The organism is Pseudomonas sp. GD04091 (assembly GCF_029836165.1).
GTDB lineage: Bacteria > Pseudomonadota > Gammaproteobacteria > Pseudomonadales > Pseudomonadaceae > Aquipseudomonas.
Genome location: NZ_JAOEBG010000003.1, coordinates 241,445 through 261,881, shown reverse-complemented (window position 1 = coordinate 261,881; position 20,437 = coordinate 241,445). Strand labels below are relative to the sequence as shown.

The following is a 20,437-nucleotide window of genomic DNA, read 5'->3' as shown; positions in this document are numbered from 1 at the left end:
TTCTTCCCGGGGGAAGCCCTTTGACGCCTGTGCACAGCCCACACACCGAGCTGGTCGGAGCGCTGTACCGCGACCATCGCGGCTGGCTGCTCGCCTGGCTGCAGCGCAGCACCGCCTGCCGCCAGAGGGCCGAGGACCTGAGCCAGGACACCTTCGTGCGCCTGCTCGGTCGAGAGCGCCTGGACGTCCCCCGCGAACCCCGCGCCTTCCTGGTGGCGGTGGCCAAGGGCCTGCTGTTCGATCACTTCCGTCGCGCCGCCCTCGAACAGGCCTACCTGACGGAACTGGCCCTGCTGCCCGAGACCGAACACCCCTCCCCGCAAGTGCAGCACCTGATCCTCGAGGACCTCAAGGCCATCGACCGCCTGCTCGGCAAGCTGTCGAGCAAGGCTCGCGCGGCCTTCCTGCACAACCGCCTGGATGGCCTGGGCCACGCCGAGATCGCCGAGCGCCTGGGTGTCTCGGTGTCACGCGTGCGCCAGTACATCGCCCAGGGCATGCGCCAGTGCTACATCGCCCTGTACGGGCAGCCGACATGAACAACGGCCCGGTGTCCAGCAAAGTGCTGGAAGCGGCCATCGCCTGGAAACTGTGCCTGGACGAAGGCAGCGGCACGCCGGACGAACGCAGCGCCTTCATGCGCTGGCACGCCGCCCACGAGGAGCACGCCCGCGCCTGGCGGCAACTCGGCGTGCTGGACCAGCGCGTCAGCACCGTGGCAGGCCCGGTGCGCCATACCCTGTTGCAGTCCCGGGCCGGGATGCGTCAGCGCCTGGGTGGGCTGGGTGGCGGCGTGGCCGGGCTGTTGCTGGTCGGCTGCCTGCTGGCCTGGGCCGGCGTGCCGACCCTGTCGCCGGACTACTGGCTGGCCGACCAGCGCACCGGCACCGGCGAAATGCGTACCCTGCGCCTGGAAGACGGCACCTTGCTGAGCCTGAACACGAAGACCGCCGTGGATATCGATTTCCAGGGCGAACAACGGTTGATCGTCCTGCACCAGGGCGAAATTTCAGTGGAAACCGGTCATGACGACAGTCGCCCACTGCTGGTACGCACCGAAGAGGGCCGCCTGAGGCCGCTGGGTACGCGTTTCCTGGTCAAGCGCGAGGATGACGGGACGCGCCTCGAGGTCCTGCAGTCGTCCGTGGCCGCCAGGCCGCAGAACAGCGGCGACGAGCAGGTCCTGCGCGAAGGCGAACAGGTGTTGATGAGCGCCGATGGCCTGGGTCGGGTCAGCCCGGTGGCGGTCGGCAGCGATGCCTGGACCCGCGGCATGCTGGTGGTGGACAACGTGCGCCTGGCCGACCTGCTCGCCACCCTTGGCCAGTACCGCAGCGGCCACCTGAGCGCCAGCGACGAGGTGGCCAACCTGCGCGTGAGCGGCAGCTTCCCGCTGAACGACACCGACCTGGCCCTGGCGTCGCTGCTGCCGGCACTGCCGGTGAAGATCGAACGGCATACGTCGTGGTGGGTGACCGTCTCCGCCAGATGAACGTCGTCTGCCGCTATTCGCGGGTAAACCCGTTCCCACAGGGAATGCGCCATGCCTGTGGGAGCGGGTTTACCCGCGAAGAAGCCGAAGCGATTCAGCGCTGAGCGCCAGCCCTCGCAGATATTTTTTCCAAAGACCCTGTCACTTTCCCAATCTCGCTCGGCAAGGAAGCAGTCAGCACTATTTCGTCGAGGAGCCGCTGAATGTCCCGTGCCGTTGATGCTTTGCTTCGCCCCAGCCTGATGGCCCTGGCCATCGGCCTGGCCGCCCCGTTGGCCAGCCCCGCCCTGTTCGCCGCCGAACAGTCCGCCATACGTACCTACGATCTGCCCAGCGCACCGCTGGCCAGTACCCTGAACCAGATCGCCAGCCAGGCCGGCATCGCCCTGGCGCTGGATCCGGCATTGGTCAGCGGACGCAACTCGGCACCGCTCAGTGGCCAGTACGACGCTGTCGGCGCCCTGCAGGCCGCCCTGCGCGGTACCGGTCTGCAGCTGCAGCAGAGCAGCGCCGGCAGCTACAGCCTGGTAGCCACGGCCGAGGGCAGCCTCGCGCTGCCGGAAACCAACATCAACGCCAACAGCAGTTACGAAAGCGCCTGGGGACCGGTCGAGGGCTACACCGCCAAGCGCACAGCCGCCGGCACCAAGACCGACACCGCGCTGGTCGAGGTCCCACGCTCCATTTCCGTCGCCACCCGCCAGCAGATGAGCGACCGCGGCGTGCAAAGCCTGGATGACGCGGTGAAGTACATGCCAGGCATCGTCTCGGCCAGTTTCGGCAGCGACACCCGCTACGACTGGATGCGCGTGCGCGGCTTCGAGCCGACTCAGTTTCTAGACGGCCTGCCCCTGCCCCGCGGTGTGTATGCCAACCCGAAAGCCGAAACCTGGAACCTCGACCGCCTCGCGCTGCTGCGTGGGCCGGCCTCGTCGGTGTATGGGCAGACACCACCCGGCGGCCTGCTGGATATGGTCAGCCGCCGGCCCCAGGCTGAAAGCACTCATGAGATCCAGCTGCAGTACGGCAGCGACAACCACCGTCAGATCAACTTCGCCAGCACCGGCAAGATCGATGAGCAGGGCCAGTTCCTCTATGGCGTCAGCGGCGTGGTGCGCGACAGTGGCACGCAGATCGACCACATGGACAACAAGCGCTACAACATCGCCCCGAGCCTGACCTGGAACATCGACGAAGACACCTCGCTGACCTTCCTCAGCCAGTTCACTCGGGACGACACCGGTGCCACCAGCCAGTTCTACCCGATACAAGGCACCAAGATCGACATGCCGTTCGGCAAGGTCTCCCGCCACAAGAACCTGGGCGACCCGGATTACGAGTACTACGACCGCACCTATTACGCGCTGGGTTATGCCTTTGAACATCGTTTCAACGATGTCTGGCAGTTCCGCCAGAACCTGCGCTACACCAAGAGCGAGTTGTCATTCCAGACGCTCACGGTCGGCAGCTACTACCAACCTGATGGCCCTGTGGATAACCAGGGCAACGCCAGCCGCATGTCCACCAACGTCGATGAAGACATCAGCCAGTTCGCGCTCGACAACAACTTCCAGGCCGATTTCACCACAGGCGATATCAGCCATACCGTGCTGATCGGCCTGGACCACCAGCGCACCGACTCCGACTTCCTCTCCATCTACGGCTTCAACGTGCCGCCCACCAACGTCAACAACCCGGTGTATGGCTTGCCGATCACCCGTCCGGACCGCGCTTCGGCCTATCTGGACTACAACCAGAAAACCGTCCAGACCGGGCTCTACATCCAGGACCAGATGGCGCTCGACAAATGGCGCCTGACCCTGGGCGGGCGTGAAGACTGGGTGCATACCGGCACCACGTTCCTCAACAAGGGCAATGCCACCAACACCCAGCGTGACAAGCAGTTCAGCGGCAATGCGGCGCTCAGCTACGTGTTCGACTCGGGCTTTGTACCGTACCTGTCCTACGCCGAGTCCTTCCAGCCAAGCAGCGGTTCGAGCGCTGACATCGAGAAATCGTTCAAGCCAACCGAAGGCCAGCAATGGGAGCTGGGGGTCAAGTATCAACCGCCTGGCTCCAACACCCTGCTGTCGGCGGCAGTGTACGACCTCAAGCAGAAGAACGTGCCCGTCACCAACAATGTGGGTGGGGTGCCCGTCTCCAGCCAGACCGGCGAGGTCAAGGTCCACGGCCTGGAGCTGGAAGCCGTCTCCGATGTCACCGACAACCTGAAAGTGATCGCCGCCTACACCCTGGCCAAGTCCGAAGTGCAGAAAGGGCAGTACAAAGGCAACCGCCTGCAACAGATGCCCAACCAGCAGGCCTCTTTGTGGGCCGACTACACCTGGCATACCGGAGTGCTTGACGGCTTCGGCATTGGCCTGGGCGCACGTTACACCGGCAACCGCTACGGTGACGAAGCCAACACCTGGCTCGGCAAGAGCAAGGCCTACACTGTGTTCGATGCCGCCGTGCACTACGACCTCGGCCGCCTGGACAACAGCCTCAAGGGCGCCTCGGTGGCGGTCAACGCCAGCAACCTGCTGAACAAGGACTACCTGTCCACCTGCGACGGGTATTACTGCTACTACGGGGACCAACGCAGCGTCGTCGCCAGCGCCACCTACAAGTTCTGAGTGACGGGGCCGCCTTGCGGCCCATTCGCGGGCAAGCCCGCTCCCACGGGAAATGCGCATACCCTGAGATCGGCGCGTTCCCTGTGGGAGCGGGCTTGCCCGCGAATGGGCTGCACAGCAGCCCCTCGATCCTTCAGGCAAAGACGGAACCGTGATGAAAAGCCAAACCATCCGCCGCTGGTCAGCGATCCACACCTGGAGCAGCCTCGTCTGCACGCTGTTCCTGTTGCTGCTCGCCCTCACCGGCCTGCCGCTGATCTTCCACCACGAACTGGAGCACCTGCTGGGCGATGCGCCGGAACTGCGCGAGATGCCCGCCGACACCCCGCACCTGGACCTGCAGCAGCTGGTGCTCAAGGCCGAACAGCACCGCCCCGGCGAGGTGATGCAGTACTTCGGCTATGAAGACGACGAGCCCAACGGCGTGGTCGCGATCATGGCCGCCTCCGCCGGCACCCACCCCGACGATTCGCACACCTTCATGCTCGATGCGCGCACCGGCGAAGCGGTGGCCATGCCGGCGGCCAACGGCGGTTTCATGATGCTGATGCTGCGCCTGCACGTCGACATGTTCGCCGGGCTGCCCGGCAAGCTGCTGCTGGCGTTCATGGGGGTGCTATTCATTGTCGCCATCGTCTCCGGCACCGTGCTGTATGCCCCGTTCATGCGCCGCCTGCGCTTCGCCACCGTGCGTCACGACAAGTCCAGGCGCCTGCGCTGGCTCGACCTGCACAACCTGATCGGCGCGGTCACCCTGACCTGGGCCCTGGTGGTCGGCGTCACCGGCGTGATCAGCGCCCTGTCCGACCTGGTGATCGCCGCCTGGCGCAACGACAGCCTGGCGGCCATGGTCGCGCCCTACCGAGACGCACCGCCGCTCACCGAGCGCGCCCCGGCCACCGAGCTGCTGCGCATCGCCGAGCAGGCGGCACCGGGCATGCGCCCGGACTTCATCGCCTTCCCCGGCACGCGCTTCTCCAGCGAGCACCACTATGCGGTGTTCATGAATGGCGCCACGCACCTGACTTCGCACCTGTTCACCCCGGTACTGATCGACGCGCGCACCCTGGAGGTGACGGCCGTGGGCGAGCGCCCCTGGTACATGGATGCCATGGGCCTGTCGCAGCCCCTGCATTTCGGAGACTACGGCGGCCGGCCAATGCAGATTCTCTGGGCCTTGCTCGATGTGTTGACCATCATCGTGCTCGGCAGTGGCCTGTACCTGTGGTGGGGCAAGCAGCGCAAGTCGCGGGAGGTACCGGCATGAGCCACAAGTCGCAAAGCACCCGCAGGATCTTCGCCTGGCCGGCGCTGATCGCCGTGCTCAGTGCGGTCGGGCTGTTTGCCGCACTGCTTGGGGATGGGGTCTGGGATGTGCTGGCCTGGGTGGGGCTGGGGGCTTCGGCCGGCCTGGGCCTGAGTGGGTTCTGGCGGCGCTAGGCTGTTGCAGGAGCGGTCTTGTGCCGCTCCTGCTGGGGTCGCGTAAGTCGATCACTCAAACAGCCAGCCGCGGCAGCACCTCGTCCAGCCGCCGATGCAGCGCGCTGCCGCTCGGCCAGTTGCGCAGCAACCGCGCCCGGTCACGGGCAAAGGCGGGCGCGAAGCTGAGCTGGGTGGCATGCTGGCACATGGCATCCAGGTCGATCAGCGACCATTCGCCGTTCTGCCAGAACAGGTTGTGGCCCTTGAAATCACCATGGCTGATGCGCTCGCGAATCAGCTGCTGCATCACCCGCGCCAGCGCCTCGACCTGCTCGTCAGGCGCCTCGCCGCTTTCCACGAAAGGCGCGAAGCACTCGATCAGGTCTGGCCCGTCAGCGTACTCGGTCACCAGGTAGGCCGTGCTGCGCAAGCCCATTACCCGTTGCTCCAGCACCGCCAGCGGCCGTGGCGTGGCGATATCGAGGAACTCCAGGCGGTGCCCCTCGATCCACGAATGCCAGGCCCGGCTCGGACGCCAGAAGCGCTTGAACCAGTGGGCGGTGTTCTTGATGTTGTAGCGTTTGAGCACCAGCCGGCGCCCGCCGACCTCGATGCGCGCCACGCTGGCCGCGCCGCCAGTCTTGTACAGGTGCCCCTGGTCGATCAGCGCATCGGCCTGCTCGAGCACCGGCAGCAGCGCCTCGACCTCGTCGCGGCGAATCGCCCGCAGCCCGGAGAGATCGCGTTCGACGCTGAACAGCGTGCATTCGCGCCCGGCCTTGTCCAGATAGTCCTTCAGGCGCCAGGCCCGCACCTTGTCCACCTGTTTCTGCAGCGCCTCCAGTGGCAGCGCATGCTCGGCGTTGGCCAGCACGTAGTGCACCAGCGCCTCCTCGATGAAAGGTTCCAGGCGCTTGGGCAACTGGGCGAAAAACACCCCGAGGTTTTCCAGCACGCGTTGGCGCGACAGCTGCTGGCCGGGGGTCTCGGCCTTGATGCCGGCGCCGTCGATCAGGTACAGCTTGCCGTCCTGACGCAGCAGGTTGTCCAGGTGCAGGTCCTCCTGCCACAGGCCCTTGGCGTGCATCTGCGCCACCGCGGTCAGCGCCTCGCCCAGCACCAGGTGCTGCTCGTCCGCGAGCATCGGCAGGTGCTCTACCCTGGCCCAGGCATTGCCCAGGCTTTCGGCGTGATCGAGGTATTCGAACAACAGCCAGCCGCCCTCGCCTTCCTTCAGGCCATCGGCCAGCAGACGAGGGGTGGTCAGGCCCTGCTCGGCCATCAGGCGGGCACCGTTCAGTTCACGCTGGAAGTGGCGGGCGGCATTGCCGCCGACCAGCAGCTTGGCCAGCACCCGGGTGCCGCGCCAGATACCAGCACCGACGTAACGCTGCCCCGGCAGCACGCGCAGCAGGCTGAGCAGCTGCAGGTCGGCGGTGCCGGCGGCATCGGCGAGGGTAACGGTCAGTGGCAATGCCGGGCTGCGCCCGGCGTCCTTGAGTTCAGACAGGCGCATCAGCGGGCCTCTTTGTGACGACGGCGTTGCGTCAGGCGTTGCAACCAGGTGGACACCAGCGCGCTGTCGGCCGGCTGCTCCAGATAGGCTCCGAGCAGCACGCGCACATCCGCTTCGCTCCAGGCCCGGGCCCGGCGCAGCAATGGCTCCAGGTCCTTGACCCGGTCACGCACGCCGAACAGCAGCGGGCGGGTCTTCTCCAGGTCGATCAGCTGGGCCTGCCAGCCCTCGCGGCGCTCGCGCAGGAAAATGTGCTTGGGGTAGAAGCAGCCATGCATCTGCCCGGCAGCGTGCAGGGTCTGCGCCAGCCGACCGCAGGCCTGGAGGATGCCCTGGCGCTGCTCGGCAGACAGCTGCGGCCAGCGGCTCAGCCATTGCTCCAGGTCGGACCACTCGTCCAACGCCCGGGTCATGAGGATCGCCCGGTGCTGGCCACCCTGCTTGCGCTCGCCGTAGAACACTGCCTGCAGGGCCGGAATGTCGAGCTTCTGGTAGCGGCTGATATTGCGAAACTCACGGGCGAACGTCGGCTCGCCGAACGGCCGGTGCAGGCTGCGGGTGAAATAGTCGCTCTGGCGCTTGAGGTAGTAGCCCTTGCCCTCGAGCTCCAGGCGGAACACGCTGCTCCAGCCACCGCGACCGGTGTTGGGTTCGTCGACGGCATCCAGCTGCAGGGCCCAGAGCGCTTCGAAGTCGCCCAGGCCATGGCGTTGCAGCAGCGCCAGGTCGGTGCTGGCCAGGTAATCGGTCATTCCCTTCCCTCGAAAAAGCTCAGCACCTGGCGAATGCGCTTCTTGTCACGCGCGTTCAACCGCGCATGCCCGCGATAGCGCAGGTAGAAGCGCAGGCGCTGGGTCGCCGACAGGTGATACTTGGCGACCTTGTCCAGGCACGCCAGGTCCTTGATCAGCCGGTGGCGCAGCATGAAGCCGCGCCAGAAGTCGCCGGTCGGGCAGTCGATGAAGAATAGCGTGCCCTGGTCGTCCACCAGCAGGTTGCGCCACTTCAGGTCGTTGTGGGCGAAGTGGTGATCGTGCATCGCCCGGGTATGCCGGGCCAGCTGGCGGCTGACATGGTCGACCCAGGCGGCATCGCGCAGGCGCGGGTCGTTGCGCTCGGCCAAGGCCGACAGGTCTTCGGTACGCGGCAACTCACGGGTGATCATCGCCCCGCGACCAAAGGCCAGGCCCTGGCGCTCGAGGCCCCAGGCGACCACATCGGCGGTGGGAATGCCCCACTTGGCGAACTGCTTGAGGTTCTGCCATTCGGCCTTGACCCGCGGCCGGCCCAGGTAGCGGCGCATGTGCTTGCCTGCGCCGGTGTAGCGTTTGACGTAGTAATTGACACCGTCCCGCTCGATGCGGATGACTTCGCTCAGAGGGTCGCGGGTCAGGCGTTCGCCCTTGATGGCGAACACGGCGTCGAGGCTACCGAAGTCGGCCGCGAGGTGCGCGTACTCCGGCGCCAGGTTCCAGCTCGCCATCAGAGTGCGTCCCCGTAACGTTGCTTGCGGTCGTAGAGCTTCTGCGCCTTGCGCTCCAACCAGGCGAGCAGCGCGGCCTCGTCCTTGAGCACCTGGCGCAGCGGGCGCTGGAAGTAGACGCGCAGGAAGCGCAGCTTGTCGCGGCGGGTCAGGCCGATGTCCAGGGCCGAGAAATACAGGGCGGCCAGGTCCTTGTCGCGCCAACGGCGGCTGATGCGGGTTCGGGTCTGGGCGCGGTGCAGGTCGATCACCGATAGCCTGAAGTCGTCCGCCGTCACCGGGCGGTCGGTGTGCAGCAGGAAATGGCAGATGTAGCAGTCGCGGTGGTTGACCCCGGCGCGGTGCATGCCACCGGTCATCTTCGCCACCTCGGCGATCAGCGCGCGTTTGAGGCGCGGCTGCGGCGGCTGTTTCACCCAGTCGAGGCTGAAGTCCTCCAGGCTGATGGTCGGCGCCAGTTCCTCGGTGATGATGAACGAATGCTGCGCGGCCGGGTTGCCGCCACGCTCGCCGTAGGCCACCGCAGTCATGGTCGGCACGCCGACTTCATGCAGGCGCTGGATGGCCTGCCATTCCTGGCCGGCGCCGAGCACCGGCAGCTTGGCGCTGAACAGGTTCTTGAAGATCTCGCCCCAGCCGATGCCGCGGTGGATCTTGACGAAGAAACCCGCGCCATCGACCTCGGTGCGCAACGTGCGGCGGCCTTCGAGCTCGCGGTAGACCTCACCCTGCAGGCCCTCGACGGCTTCGAAGGGATCACGCCCGGCCCACAGGCGCTTGAACGGTTCGGCCAGTATCAGCTTCATGCGGTCTCCTGACCGAGGATCACGTCGGCGGCATGCTGCGGCATGCTGTACAGATCGGCGCTGTCGGCAAAGGCCACGCCGTTGCGCGACCAGGCCTCACGGGCCCCGGCGTCTTCGAGCATGCGTTGCAGATAGTCGTTGAGCTGGTCCTGCTCGAATGGTTCGTCCAGCACCAGGCCGCTGTCGGCCTCGGCGATGTAGTGGGCGTAGCCGCAGACCTTGGACACCAGCACCGGCAGGCCGGCGACCAGCGCCTCGAGCAGCACGGTCCCGGTGTTCTCGTTGTACGCCGGGTGGATCAGCAGGTCGGCGCCGAGCAGGAAGCGCGGAATGTCGCTGCGCCCCTTGAGGAACTGCACCTGCTCGCCCAGCCCCAGCGCCGTGCTCTGCACCTGGAACAGCTTGGGGTCGTCCTGGCCGATGACCATCAGCCTGGTGCGCTTGCGCAGCGCCGACGGCAGCGCGGCGAGGGCCTTGAGGCTGCGGTCCACGCCCTTGGTCTTGAAGCCCGAACCGATCTGCACCAGCAGCAGCTCGTCGTTGGACAGGCCGAACTCCCTGCGGAAATCGGCACGAATGGCTTCGGCGTCGGCGGGGCGGCGGCGATCCTGGGAGATGCCCGGCGGCAGCAGGTGGAAACGTGCCTCGGGGGTGCCGTAATGCTTGATGAACAACGGCTGCTGCACTTCGGAGATCATCAGGATCTCGGTGTGTGCATCCCTGGCGAACACCGCCCGCTCGTACTCGGCGAAATGGCGGTAGCGGCCCCAGCGACGGTACAGGCCGCCGCGCAGGGTCTGGGCCTTGTCCTCGAAACAGCCGTCGGCGGCGTAGTAGACATCGAGGCCAGGCATCTTGTTGAAACCGATCAGGCGATCGACCGGGCGCTTGGCCAGGTCGGCTTCCATCCAGGCACTGAGCTTTTCGTTGCGACGGTGATTGAACAGCGCCTTGACCGGCGCCACCAGCACTTCGAAGCCCGGCGGGATGTCACCTTCCCAGATCAGCGTGTACACGCGGATCTGGTGCCCGCGTTTCTGGCACTCGAGGGCGATGCGCATGAAGTCGCGCTGCAGCCCGCCAAAGGGGAAATACTTGTAGAGCACAAAAGCCAGTTGCATCAACGAACATCCTCAGCCAGCAGCAGCGCGCTCAAGCGGCCCGCCACATGCTCGGGATTCAGGCGAGTGAAGCACAGCGGCCACTCGCGTTTGAGATCGAACCGGCGCAGGTCCTCGGCGCTCGGTTTGTAGGTGCACTTCTTCTGCAGGCACGGGGCGCAGGGGAAGTCGCTCGCCTGGTGGATCTGGGCGCGTCCGTAGGCACCGGTCAGACCAGGGTTGGTGGGGCCGAACAGCGAGATGGTCGGCACATCCAGGGCCGCGGCCAGGTGACCCAGGCCGGTGTCCACCGCGACGCAGGCCTTGGCGGCCGCAAGCACGCGGGCGACGCCTGCCAGGTTCAACTTGGGGAGCACCTGGCAGTTGTTCAAGCCTTGGGCGATGCGCTCGGCGCGCGCCTTCTCCGCCGGATTGCCCCATGGCAGCATCACCTGCAGCTTGCGCCGGCCCATGCGCTCGGCCAGCTCGCGCCAGTAGGCTTCGGGCCAGTGCTTGGTGGCCCAGGTGGTGCCGTGCAGGAACACCACGTAGGGCGCGGCGGGCGGCAGTTGCAGGCGGTTCAGGTCGAGGCCGTAGTTGCCCAGCCCCTCCGGCAGGTCGTAGGCCAGCGCCATGGCGAACAGCTGGCGCACGCGCTCCACGGCATGCTGGCCGACGGCGACCGACAGGCGCCGGTCATAGAAGCGACTGGCCAGGCCTTCGCGCGCCGAATAGCGATCAAGGCCGGCCACCGGCGCCTTCACGTAGCGGGTCAGCCAGGCCGACTTGACCAGGCCCTGGGCGTCGATCACCAGGTCGTACTTGTGCTCGCGCAGGCGCTGCTTGAAGGCCTTCCACTCGCCGCTCTTGATGGTCTGCCAGAGGTTCTTGCGCCAGCGGCGGATCGCCACCGGAATCACCTGGTCGACCGCCGGATGCCAGCTTGGGATCTCGGCGAAACCCTCTTCCACCACCCAGTCGAAACGGATCCCGGGGATGGCGTGGGCGGCGTCGGTCAGCGCCGGCAGGGTGTGGATGACGTCGCCCAGGGACGACGTCTTGATGATCAGTACCCGCACTCAGTCGACCTCGGCCACGGTATCGATCAGGTTCGGCCCGCCCAGGCTGTGCAGGGCGGCGATGACTTTTTCCGGCTCCAGCAGGCGCAGGCAGTTGTAGTGGCCGAAACGGCAGGTGCGCTCGAAGCACGGGCTGCATTCGATACCGGTGCGCACCACTTCCACCTGCTCGGCCAACGGCGGGGTGAAGCCAGGCGAGGTCGAACCGTACACCGCCACCAGCGGGCGATTGAGCGCGGCGGCCACGTGCATCAGCCCCGAATCGTTAGACACCACGGCACTGGCGCAGGACATCAGGTCGATGGCCTCGGCCAGCGAAGTCTCGCCGGCCAGGTTGCACGACTCTTCACGCAGGCCCGGGATCAGGCGGTCGCGGATCTGCTCGCCGACCGGGTGATCGTTCTTCGAGCCGAACAGCCAGACCTGCCAGCCCTGGCGGATCATCGCATCGGCCACTTCGGCGTAATGCTCGGCCGGCCAGCGCTTGGCCTCGCCGAACTCGGCGCCGGGGCACAGGGCGAGTACCGGACGGTCCAGCTCGAGGCCGAACTTGGCCAAGGCGGCATCACGGCTCGCAGCTTCGATCTGCAGGCTCGGGCGCGGATAAGGCTTGGGCAGTTCGGTGCCCGGCGCGTAGGCCAGGGCCATGAAGCGCTCGATCATCAGCGGGTAGCGGGCCTTGTCCAGCTTGCGTACGTCGTTGAGCAGCAGGTAGCGCATCTCGCCACGCCAGCCGGTGCGCTTGGGAATGCCGGCGAAGTACGGCACCAGGGCCGACTTGAGCGAGTTGGGCAGCAGGATCGCCTGGTCGTACTGGCCGGCCAGCGACTTGCCGATGCGCCGGCGCGTGGCCAGTTCCAGCGCGCCGTGGCCGAGCGGGAAGCTCAAGGCCTGGCGTACCTCGGGCATGCGCTCGAGGATCGGCCGGCTCCACTCGGGCGCCAGCACGTCGATCACGCAGTCGGGGTGCTGCTGTTTGAGGCACTGGAACAGGGTCTGCGCCATCACCATGTCGCCGACCCAGCTGGGGCCAATGATCAGTATTCTCATGCGTTATCCAGAAACATTCGGGGAGGCTGCAGGCTGCGCTACAACCCGGCCTCCCCTCTTTATATTCAGGCTATGTGGCGGACAGTGTACCACCGGTGGTGAGGCATGAGCCTTTGGGGCTGCTTTGCCGCCCTTTCGCGACACAAGGCCGCTCCCACAAAGGCACTGCATACGCCGGCCAATTGTAGGAGCGGCCTTGTGTCGCGAAAGGGCCGCACAGCGGCCCCAACAATCTCAGGTCAGACCCAGTTCACCCCAGATCCGCCGCACCTCACGACGCTCATCGACAAACTGCGCCGCATCGATCACCCCAGCCTGCTTCTGCAGGGCCTGGCGGTGAGAGGCCGAACGAAACGCCTTGTACACCTCGCGCAGCAGCACGGCGTCGGCGGCGGGCATCAGCCCGGCCTGCTCCAGTTCTTCGAGGATGCGGATATTGTCGGTCCAGCGCAGGATGGCCGGATGGTCATGGGACCAGGCCAAAGCGGCGTATTGCACCATAAATTCGATATCCACGATACCGCCGGCATCCTGCTTGATATCGAACGGCTGACCGGCCTCGAAGGCGTTGCCCGCGGTACCGGCGGCAGTGACCTTGGTACCCAGGTTGTCGCGCATCTTGGCGCGCATCTCGCTCACTTCGACGCGCAGCTTGGCGAGGTCGCGGGGCTGGCCGAGGACCTTCGCCCGTACCGCTTCGAACGCCGTCGCCACCTGATTGCAACCCACCAGCACGCGGGCCCGCACCAGCGCCTGGTGTTCCCAGGTCCAGGCCTCGTTCTGCTGGTAGCGTTCGAAGGCGCCCAGCGAGCTCACCAGCAGGCCCGAGGCACCGGAGGGACGCAGGCGCATGTCCACGTCGTACAGTTGGCCAGAGTTGGTCTGGGTGGTCAGCAGGTGGATGATGCGCTGGCCCAGCCGGGTGAAGAACTGCGCGCCATCGATGGGCTTGGCGCCATCGGTTTCGGCGTTCGGATCGCCGTCGTGGATGAACACCAGGTCGAGGTCGGAGCCATGCCCCAGCTCGATGCCGCCGACCTTGCCGTAGCCGACGATGATGAAGCCCGGGTCGCACAGGCTGCCGTCGCTTCTTTTAGGTTGGCCATGACGCGCCACGGTCTGGCGCCAGGCCAGGGCCAGCACCTGGTCGAGAATGGCCTCGGCCAGCCAGGTCAGGTAGTCGCTGACCTTCATCAACGGCAGGTTGCCGCTGATCTCCGAAGCGGCCACCCGCAGGCTGTGGGCCAGCTTGAAGTGGCGCAGGGCCTCCATCTGCTGCTCCAGATCGTCCTCGGGGATGCGCGTCAGGCGCTCGCGCAGCTCGGCGGCCAGCTCCGGCGCCAACGGCGGACTGAACAGCCGGCCTTCGTTGAGCAGCTCGTCGAGCAGCAGCGGGTAACGGGCGATCTGCTCGGCGATCCACGGGCTGGCGGCGCACAGGGTCAGCAGCCGACGCAGGGCGCCTGGGTTCTCGGTGAGCAGCACGAGGTAGGCCGAGCGCCGGGCCACGGCCTCGACCAGCGGCAGCACGCGCTCCAGCACCAGGTCCGGGTTGTCGTGTTCCACCGCCTGGGCCAGCAGGCGCGGGATGAAGGCGTCCAGCCGCTCACGACCGATACGCTGCATCGATCGCAGGGTCGGGCTGACGCGCAGCGCATTGAGCCGGCGCAGGGCCTCAGCTGGCTGACGGAAACCGGCCTCTTCCAGCTGACGCCCTGCGGCTTCTTCGTCCTGGGCCTGTTCCCACAGCGGCGACCATTCGCCACCGACCACCAGCTCGCCCTCGGCCTCGTCTTCGTCCGGATCGGCGATCACCTGGCGGAAGTGCCAGTCGATACGCCCACGCCACTGCATGAGCTGGTCGTGGAAGGCGTTCCAGTCGGCGTAGCCGAGCATGTAGGCGATGCGCGCGCGATCGGTCTCGTCATCCGGCAGCATCTGCGTCTGGCGGTCGGCGATGGCCTGGATGGCGTGTTCGGTGTAGCGCAGGAACTCATAGCCCTCGCGCAGCTCGGACACCACGGCCGGAGGCAGGTAGCCCTGCCCCTCCAGGGTTGCCAGCACCTTCAGCAGGGGGCGCTGCTGCAGGCTCAGGTCGCGCCCGCCGTGGATCAGCTGGAAGGCCTGGGCGATGAATTCCACCTCGCGAATGCCGCCAGCGCCAAGCTTGATGTTGTCGGCCATGCCCTTGCGCCGGACTTCCTGCTGGATCAGCTGCTTCATGGTGCGCAGCGCCTCGATGGCGGAGAAGTCCAGGTAACGGCGGTAGACGAACGGCCGCAGCATCTCCTGCAACTGCGCGCCGGCAGCCTGGTCGCCGGCCACCACCCGCGCCTTGATCATCGCGTAGCGCTCCCAGTCGCGACCCTGATCCTGATAGTACTGTTCCAGGGCATTGAAGCTGAGCACCAGCGCGCCAGCCGAACCATAGGGACGCAGGCGCATGTCGACGCGGAACACGAAACCGTCGACGGTGACCGGGTCGAGGGCCTTGATCAGGCGCTGGCCCAGGCGGGTGAAGAACTCCTGGTTGTCCAGCGAGCGCTTCACACCCTCGGTCTCGCCGCCTTCGGGGAAGGCGAAGATCAGGTCGATGTCGGACGACAGGTTCAACTCCACCGCGCCGAGCTTGCCCATGCCCAGCACCACCATGTGCTGAGGCTGGCCGCTGCGGTTGCCGATGGGTGTGCCGAACTGTTGGCAATGGCGCGGATACAGCCATTGATAAGCCTCGTCGATGCTGGCGTCGGCCAGGTCGGACAGGTCGCGGCAGGTCTCGGCCAGCGCCGCCTGGCGGGTGATGTCGCGCCAGATGATGCGCAACTGCTGGCGATTGCGCTCGCGACGCAGGTTGCGCGCCAGCTCGTCCTCGCTCTGGGCGGCCTGGGCGGCGGCATGGATGTGCGCGCGCAACTGCCCCGGCGCGTAGGCGCGATCCATCGCTGCGCAGCTCAGCAGGTCGAACAGCATCGTCGGGTCGCGCTGGGCCTGCGCCAGGACGAAGTCGCTGGCGGCGGCGACCTGGCCGAACTGGCGCCGGTGGTCTGCGCTCAGCGTGTCGAAATCCAGATGAGGATGGCCGGCCAGGGCATCACGCAGGAACTGTTCGTTGCGGGCGACCAGTGGTTGGAGGGCGACGGGCAGATCGAACGGCAAAGGCAGGCGCATGGTCTATCCTTGATCGGCGTGAAAGAGAGCGGTTGAGGGGACAAAATAGGGGCTGGAACACGGTTGGACTGTCGTACAAAAGTTGGAAATAGCTGAAATAGACGAAAGATTGGCAAAACTCATCAAGATTCACCCGCTCGCAACATGCTTCCAACCAACATGAACGTTTTTCCTCACAACCCGGGATGCGACCAAACGTCGCATTTGTGTAGTTTTACTACTACTCCTGATGCGCCAAAGCATGAAATGCGAAAGCATTTGTAGTAAAACTACACCGCGCCGGATGACTGTCCGGTAATCCAAGAATTCACGACGTCTGCCCATAAGGCCAGTCGCAAACTCAGGCCATCGATTCTGGTGGCCTTTCCGCCCTGGAGCAAGCCATGCAAGACCTCGATCCAATCGAAACCCAGGAATGGCTGGATGCCCTGGAGTCGGTCCTCGACAAAGAAGGCGAAGACCGCGCTCATTACCTGATGACCCGCATGGGCGAGCTGGCCACCCGCAGTGGCTCCCAGCTGCCGTACGCAATCACCACGCCATACCGCAACACCATCCCTGTCACCCACGAAGCACGCATGCCTGGCGACCTGTTCATGGAACGCCGCATTCGCTCGATGGTGCGTTGGAACGCCCTGGCCATGGTCATGCGCACCAACCTGAAAGACTCGGACCTGGGCGGACACATCTCCAGCTTCGCCTCCAGCGCCACCCTGTACGACATCGGCTTCAACTACTTCTTCCAGGCCCCGACCGAAGAACACGGCGGCGACCTGATCTTCTTCCAGGGCCACGCCTCGCCAGGCGTCTACGCCCGCGCCTTCATGGAAGGCCGCATCAACGAAGAGCAGATGAACAACTTCCGCCAGGAAGTGGACGGCAAAGGCCTGTCTTCGTACCCGCACCCGTGGTTGATGCCTGACTTCTGGCAGTTCCCGACCGTGTCGATGGGCCTGGGCCCGATCCAGGCGATCTACCAGGCACGCTTCATGAAGTACCTGGAAGCCCGTGGCTTCATCCCGGCCGGCAAGCAGAAGGTCTGGTGCTTCATGGGCGACGGCGAGTGCGACGAGCCGGAATCCCTGGGCGCGATCGCCCTGGCCGGCCGCGAGAAGCTGGACAACCTGATCTTCGTCATCAACTGCAACCTGCAGCGCCTCGACGGCCCGGTTCGCGGCAACGGCAAGATCATCCAGGAACTCGAAGGCGTGTTCCGTGGCGGTGGCTGGAACGTCAACAAGGTGGTCTGGGGCCGTTTCTGGGACCCACTGCTGGCCAAGGACACCAACGGCGCCCTGCAGCGTCGCATGGACGAAGTCATCGACGGCGAGTACCAGAACTACAAAGCCAAAGACGGCGCGTACGTCCGTGAGAACTTCTTCAACACCCCGGAACTCAAGGCCATGGTCGAAGACCTGTCCGACGAAGAGATCTGGAAGCTCAACCGTGGCGGCCACGACCCGTACAAGGTCTATGCGGCGTACCACCAGGCTGTGAACCACAAGGAGCAGCCGACCGTCATCCTGGCCAAGACCATCAAGGGTTACGGTACCGGTGCCGGCGAAGCCAAGAACACCGCGCACAACACCAAGAAGGTCGACGTCGACAGCCTGCGTCACTTCCGTGACCGCTTCGACATCCCGGTCAAGGATGCCGACCTTGAGAACCTGCCGTTCTTCAAGCCGGAAGAAGGCTCCGCCGAAGCCAAGTACCTGGCCGAGCGTCGCGCCGCCCTGGGTGGCTTCGTGCCGCAGCGTCGCGCCAAGAGCTTCAGCGTGCCGACCCCGCCACTGGAAACCCTCAAGGCAATCCTGGACGGCTCGGGCGACCGCGAAATCTCCACCACCATGGCCTTCGTGCGCATCCTCGCGCAGCTGGTCAAGGACAAGGACATCGGCCAGCGCATCGTCCCGATCATCCCGGACGAAGCCCGTACTTTCGGCATGGAAGGCATGTTCCGCCAGTTGGGCATCTACTCGTCGGTCGGCCAGCTCTACGAGCCAGTCGATAAAGACCAGGTGATGTTCTACCGCGAGGACAAGAAGGGCCAGATCCTCGAGGAAGGCATCAACGAAGCCGGCGCCATGTCGTCGTTCATCGCCGCCGGTACCTCGTACAGCTGCCACAACCAGCCGATGCTGCCGTTCTACATCTTCTACTCGATGTTCGGCTTCCAGCGTATCGGCGACCTGGCCTGGGCCGCTGGCGACAGCCGCACCCGTGGTTTCCTGATCGGCGGTACCGCCGGCCGTACCACCCTCAACGGTGAAGGCCTGCAGCACGAAGACGGTCACAGCCACATGATGGCGGGCACCATCCCGAACTGCCGCACCTACGATCCAACCTACGGCTACGAGCTGGCGGTGATCATCCAGGACGGCATGAAGAAGATGACCGAAGAGCAACAGGACATCTTCTACTACATCACCGTGATGAACGAATCCTACCAGCAGCCCGCCATGCCGGCCGGCGTCGAGGAAGGCATCATCAAGGGCATGTACCTGCTCGAAGAAGACACCCGCGAAGCCGCGCACCACGTACAGCTGATGGGCTCCGGCACCATCCTGCGCGAAGTCCGCGAGGCGGCGAAGATCCTGCGTGAAGAGTTCAACGTCGGCGCCGACGTGTGGAGCGTCACCAGCTTCAACGAACTGCGTCGCGACGGCCTGGCCGTGGAACGCGCCAACCGCCTCAAGCCTGGCCAGAAGCCTCAGCAGACTTACGTCGAAGAGTGCCTGGCTGGTCGCAAGGGCCCGGTCATCGCCTCCACCGACTACATGAAGCTGTTCGCCGAGCAGATTCGCCAGTGGGTGCCGAGCAAAGAGTTCAAGGTCCTGGGTACCGATGGCTACGGTCGCAGCGACAGCCGCAAGAAGCTGCGTCACTTCTTCGAAGTCGACCGCCACTTCGTGGTGCTGGCTGCCCTGGAAGCCCTGGCTGACCGTGGCGAGATCGAACCGAAGGTTGTCGCTGACGCCATCGTCAAGTTCGGCATCGATCCGGACAAGCGCAACCCACTGGACTGCTGAGGAGTATTTTTAAGTGAGCGAACTCATTCGCGTACCTGACATCGGCAGCGGTGAAGGTGAAATCATCGAGCTGTTCGTCAAGGTCGGTGACCGTATCGAGGCCGACCAGAGCCTGCTGACCCTGGAGTCCGACAAGGCCTCCATGGAGATCCCCGCGCCGAAGGCCGGTGTGGTCAAGGAACTGAAGGTCAAGCTGGGCGACCGCCTGAAAGAAGGCGACGAGCTGCTGGTTCTGGAAGTCGAGGGTGCCGCCGCGGCGCCCGAGGCTCCGGCCGCTGCCGCCCCGGCTCCAGCTGCTGCCCCGGCACCGGCTGCCGAAGCGGCCCCTGCTCCTGCCGCAGCCCCGGCAGCCGCCAGCGTGCAGGACATCCACGTGCCGGATATCGGTTCGTCGGGCAAGGCCAAGATCATCGAAGTGCTGGTCAAGGCCGGCGACACCGTCGAAGCCGACCAGTCGCTGATCACCCTGGAGTCCGACAAGGCCTCCATGGAGATCCCGTCGCCCGCCGCTGGCGTGGTGAAGGAAGTGATCGCCAAACTGGACGACGAAGTCGGTACCGGTGACCTGATCCTCAAGCTCGAAGTCGCAGGCGCCGCTCCGGCTGCCGCCCCGGCTCCGGCCGCGGCTCCAGCACCTGCCAAGGCCGAGGCTGCTCCAGCGGCCGCGCCTGCCGCCGCCGCCCCGGCCGCCGCGCCAGCTCCGGTCGCCACCGCGCCGGCCGCCGGCAGCAACGCCAAGGTCCACGCCGGCCCGGCCGTGCGCATGCTGGCCCGTGAATTCGGCGTCGACCTGGGCGCGGTCAGCGCGACCGGCCCGCACGGCCGCATCCTCAAGGAAGACGTGCAGGTCTACGTCAAGGCCATGATGCAGAAGGCCAAGGAAGCCCCGGCCGCCGGTGCTACCGGTGGTGCCGGCATCCCGCCGATCCCGGCCGTGGACTTCAGCAAGTTCGGTGAAGTGGAAGAGGTCGCCCTGACCCGCCTGATGCAGGTCGGCGCCGCCAACCTGCACCGCAGCTGGCTGAACGTGCCGCACGTGACCCAGTTCGACTCCGCCGACATCACCGAGCTGGAAGCCTTCCGCGTCGCGCAGAAGGCCGTGGCCGAGAAAGCCGGCGTCAAGCTGACCGTGCTGCCGCTGCTGCTCAAGGCCTGCGCCTTCCTGCTCAAGGAACTGCCGGACTTCAACAGCTCGCTGGCGCCAAGCGGCAAGGCGATCATCCGCAAGAAATACGTGCACATCGGCTTCGCCGTGGACACCCCGGATGGCCTGCTGGTCCCGGTGATCAAGAACGTCGACCAGAAGAGCCTGCTGCAACTGGCTGCCGAAGCCGCTTCGCTGGCCGAAAAAGCCCGCACCAAGAAGCTGTCGGCCGACGAGATGCAGGGCGCCTGCTTCACCATCTCCAGCCTCGGCCACATTGGCGGCACCGGCTTCACGCCGATCGTCAACGCGCCGGAGGTGGCGATCCTCGGTGTGTCCAAGGCGACCATGCAGCCGGTCTGGGACGGCAAGGCCTTCCAGCCGAAGCTGATGCTGCCGCTGTCGCTGTCCTACGATCACCGCGTGATCAACGGCGCCGCCGCCGCGCGCTTCACCAAGCGCCTGGGCGACGTGTTGGGCGATATCCGCACCATGCTGCTGTAACACGCAGC

Annotated in this window: 15 protein-coding genes; 7 read left to right on the top strand and 8 right to left on the bottom strand. The window is 65.8% G+C overall.

Translation table 11 applies throughout. The features are described from left to right. Positions 1 to 20: 20 nt before the first annotated feature. The 5 genes from N7422_RS06210 to N7422_RS06190 all read left to right on the top strand — a co-directional run bounded on the left by N7422_RS06210 (position 21) and on the right by N7422_RS06190 (position 5,568). Entirely contained in the window at positions 21 to 539 is a 519-nt protein-coding gene (locus tag N7422_RS06210) for an RNA polymerase sigma factor (RefSeq protein WP_279805677.1), read from the top strand. Further along, the gene (locus N7422_RS06205) at positions 536 to 1,492 is read left to right on the top strand and encodes a FecR family protein (RefSeq protein WP_279805676.1); all 957 of its coding nucleotides are present in this window, start codon (positions 536 to 538) and stop codon (positions 1,490 to 1,492) included. The genes N7422_RS06210 and N7422_RS06205 overlap by 4 nt, the downstream gene beginning before the upstream one ends. Positions 1,493 to 1,695: 203 nt before the next feature. Further along, positions 1,696 to 4,128 carry a TonB-dependent siderophore receptor gene (locus N7422_RS06200; RefSeq protein WP_279805675.1) on the top strand — a complete coding sequence of 811 codons (2,433 nt, stop codon included), beginning with the start codon at positions 1,696 to 1,698 and terminating at the stop codon, positions 4,126 to 4,128. A 154-nt stretch (positions 4,129 to 4,282) separates the two neighbouring features. Beyond that, positions 4,283 to 5,395: a PepSY-associated TM helix domain-containing protein gene (locus N7422_RS06195; RefSeq protein WP_279805674.1), complete on the top strand. Its 1,113-nt coding sequence runs from the start codon at positions 4,283 to 4,285 to the stop codon at positions 5,393 to 5,395. Beyond that, positions 5,392 to 5,568 (top strand): hypothetical protein, encoded by a 177-nt coding sequence (locus N7422_RS06190; RefSeq protein WP_279805673.1) that lies wholly within the window; start codon positions 5,392 to 5,394, stop codon positions 5,566 to 5,568. Before N7422_RS06195 ends, N7422_RS06190 begins: the two co-directional genes overlap by 4 nt. A gap of 55 nt (positions 5,569 to 5,623) precedes the next feature. Here N7422_RS06190 and N7422_RS06185 read toward each other — a convergent pair whose 3' ends face one another. From N7422_RS06185 to glnE, 8 genes are all read right to left on the bottom strand, one after another. Then, entirely contained in the window at positions 5,624 to 7,066 is a 1,443-nt protein-coding gene (locus tag N7422_RS06185; protein ID WP_279805672.1) for a lipopolysaccharide kinase InaA family protein, read from the bottom strand. After that, a complete protein-coding gene (locus N7422_RS06180) occupies positions 7,066 to 7,818 on the bottom strand; it encodes a lipopolysaccharide kinase InaA family protein (RefSeq protein ID WP_279805671.1) in 753 nt (250 codons plus the stop codon). Before N7422_RS06180 ends, N7422_RS06185 begins: the two co-directional genes overlap by 1 nt. Continuing rightward, positions 7,815 to 8,549, bottom strand: a complete 735-nt coding sequence (locus N7422_RS06175; RefSeq protein ID WP_279805670.1) for a lipopolysaccharide kinase InaA family protein — start codon at positions 8,547 to 8,549, stop codon at positions 7,815 to 7,817. Before N7422_RS06175 ends, N7422_RS06180 begins: the two co-directional genes overlap by 4 nt. After that, a complete protein-coding gene (gene rfaP / locus N7422_RS06170) occupies positions 8,549 to 9,355 on the bottom strand; it encodes a lipopolysaccharide core heptose(I) kinase RfaP (protein WP_279805669.1) in 807 nt (268 codons plus the stop codon). The genes N7422_RS06175 and rfaP overlap by 1 nt, the downstream gene beginning before the upstream one ends. Further along, positions 9,352 to 10,476: a glycosyltransferase family 4 protein gene (locus N7422_RS06165; protein WP_279805668.1), complete on the bottom strand. Its 1,125-nt coding sequence runs from the start codon at positions 10,474 to 10,476 to the stop codon at positions 9,352 to 9,354. The genes rfaP and N7422_RS06165 overlap by 4 nt, the downstream gene beginning before the upstream one ends. Further along, complete coding sequence (waaC, locus tag N7422_RS06160) at positions 10,476 to 11,534, bottom strand: lipopolysaccharide heptosyltransferase I (RefSeq protein WP_279805667.1); 1,059 nt, start codon at positions 11,532 to 11,534, stop codon at positions 10,476 to 10,478. Before waaC ends, N7422_RS06165 begins: the two co-directional genes overlap by 1 nt. Beyond that, on the bottom strand, positions 11,535 to 12,584 hold the full coding sequence (gene waaF / locus N7422_RS06155) for a lipopolysaccharide heptosyltransferase II (RefSeq protein ID WP_279805666.1): 1,050 nt from the start codon (positions 12,582 to 12,584) through the stop codon (positions 11,535 to 11,537). Between the two features lie 234 nt (positions 12,585 to 12,818). Beyond that, a complete protein-coding gene (gene glnE / locus N7422_RS06150) occupies positions 12,819 to 15,752 on the bottom strand; it encodes a bifunctional [glutamate--ammonia ligase]-adenylyl-L-tyrosine phosphorylase/[glutamate--ammonia-ligase] adenylyltransferase (protein WP_279805665.1) in 2,934 nt (977 codons plus the stop codon). 383 nt (positions 15,753 to 16,135) lie between these two features. Here glnE and aceE point away from each other — a divergent pair, with 383 nt between their 5' ends. Together aceE and aceF are read left to right on the top strand one after the other, a co-directional pair. Next, positions 16,136 to 18,781, top strand: coding sequence for a pyruvate dehydrogenase (acetyl-transferring), homodimeric type (gene aceE, locus N7422_RS06145; RefSeq protein WP_279805664.1), 2,646 nt, complete (start codon positions 16,136 to 16,138; stop codon positions 18,779 to 18,781). Positions 18,782 to 18,794: 13 nt separating this feature from the next. After that, on the top strand, positions 18,795 to 20,429 hold the full coding sequence (gene aceF / locus N7422_RS06140; protein WP_279805663.1) for a dihydrolipoyllysine-residue acetyltransferase: 1,635 nt from the start codon (positions 18,795 to 18,797) through the stop codon (positions 20,427 to 20,429). Positions 20,430 to 20,437 lie beyond the last annotated feature (8 nt).

What these genes read in the sequence shown, in the direction of transcription:
- N7422_RS06195 (WP_279805674.1), top strand. Translation starts at nt 4,283, where the DNA reads ATGAAAAGCCAAACCATCCGCCGCTGGTCAGCGATCCACACCTGGAGC.
- rfaP (WP_279805669.1), bottom strand. Translation starts at nt 9,355, where the DNA reads ATGAAGCTGATACTGGCCGAACCGTTCAAGCGCCTGTGGGCCGGGCGT.
- waaF (WP_279805666.1), bottom strand. Translation starts at nt 12,584, where the DNA reads ATGAGAATACTGATCATTGGCCCCAGCTGGGTCGGCGACATGGTGATG.
- N7422_RS06205 (WP_279805676.1), top strand. Translation starts at nt 536, where the DNA reads ATGAACAACGGCCCGGTGTCCAGCAAAGTGCTGGAAGCGGCCATCGCC.
- glnE (WP_279805665.1), bottom strand. Translation starts at nt 15,752, where the DNA reads ATGCGCCTGCCTTTGCCGTTCGATCTGCCCGTCGCCCTCCAACCACTG.
- N7422_RS06185 (WP_279805672.1), bottom strand. Translation starts at nt 7,066, where the DNA reads ATGCGCCTGTCTGAACTCAAGGACGCCGGGCGCAGCCCGGCATTGCCA.
- N7422_RS06200 (WP_279805675.1), top strand. Translation starts at nt 1,696, where the DNA reads ATGTCCCGTGCCGTTGATGCTTTGCTTCGCCCCAGCCTGATGGCCCTG.
- N7422_RS06180 (WP_279805671.1), bottom strand. Translation starts at nt 7,818, where the DNA reads ATGACCGATTACCTGGCCAGCACCGACCTGGCGCTGCTGCAACGCCAT.
- N7422_RS06190 (WP_279805673.1), top strand. Translation starts at nt 5,392, where the DNA reads ATGAGCCACAAGTCGCAAAGCACCCGCAGGATCTTCGCCTGGCCGGCG.
- N7422_RS06175 (WP_279805670.1), bottom strand. Translation starts at nt 8,549, where the DNA reads ATGGCGAGCTGGAACCTGGCGCCGGAGTACGCGCACCTCGCGGCCGAC.
- aceE (WP_279805664.1), top strand. Translation starts at nt 16,136, where the DNA reads ATGCAAGACCTCGATCCAATCGAAACCCAGGAATGGCTGGATGCCCTG.
- N7422_RS06165 (WP_279805668.1), bottom strand. Translation starts at nt 10,476, where the DNA reads ATGCAACTGGCTTTTGTGCTCTACAAGTATTTCCCCTTTGGCGGGCTG.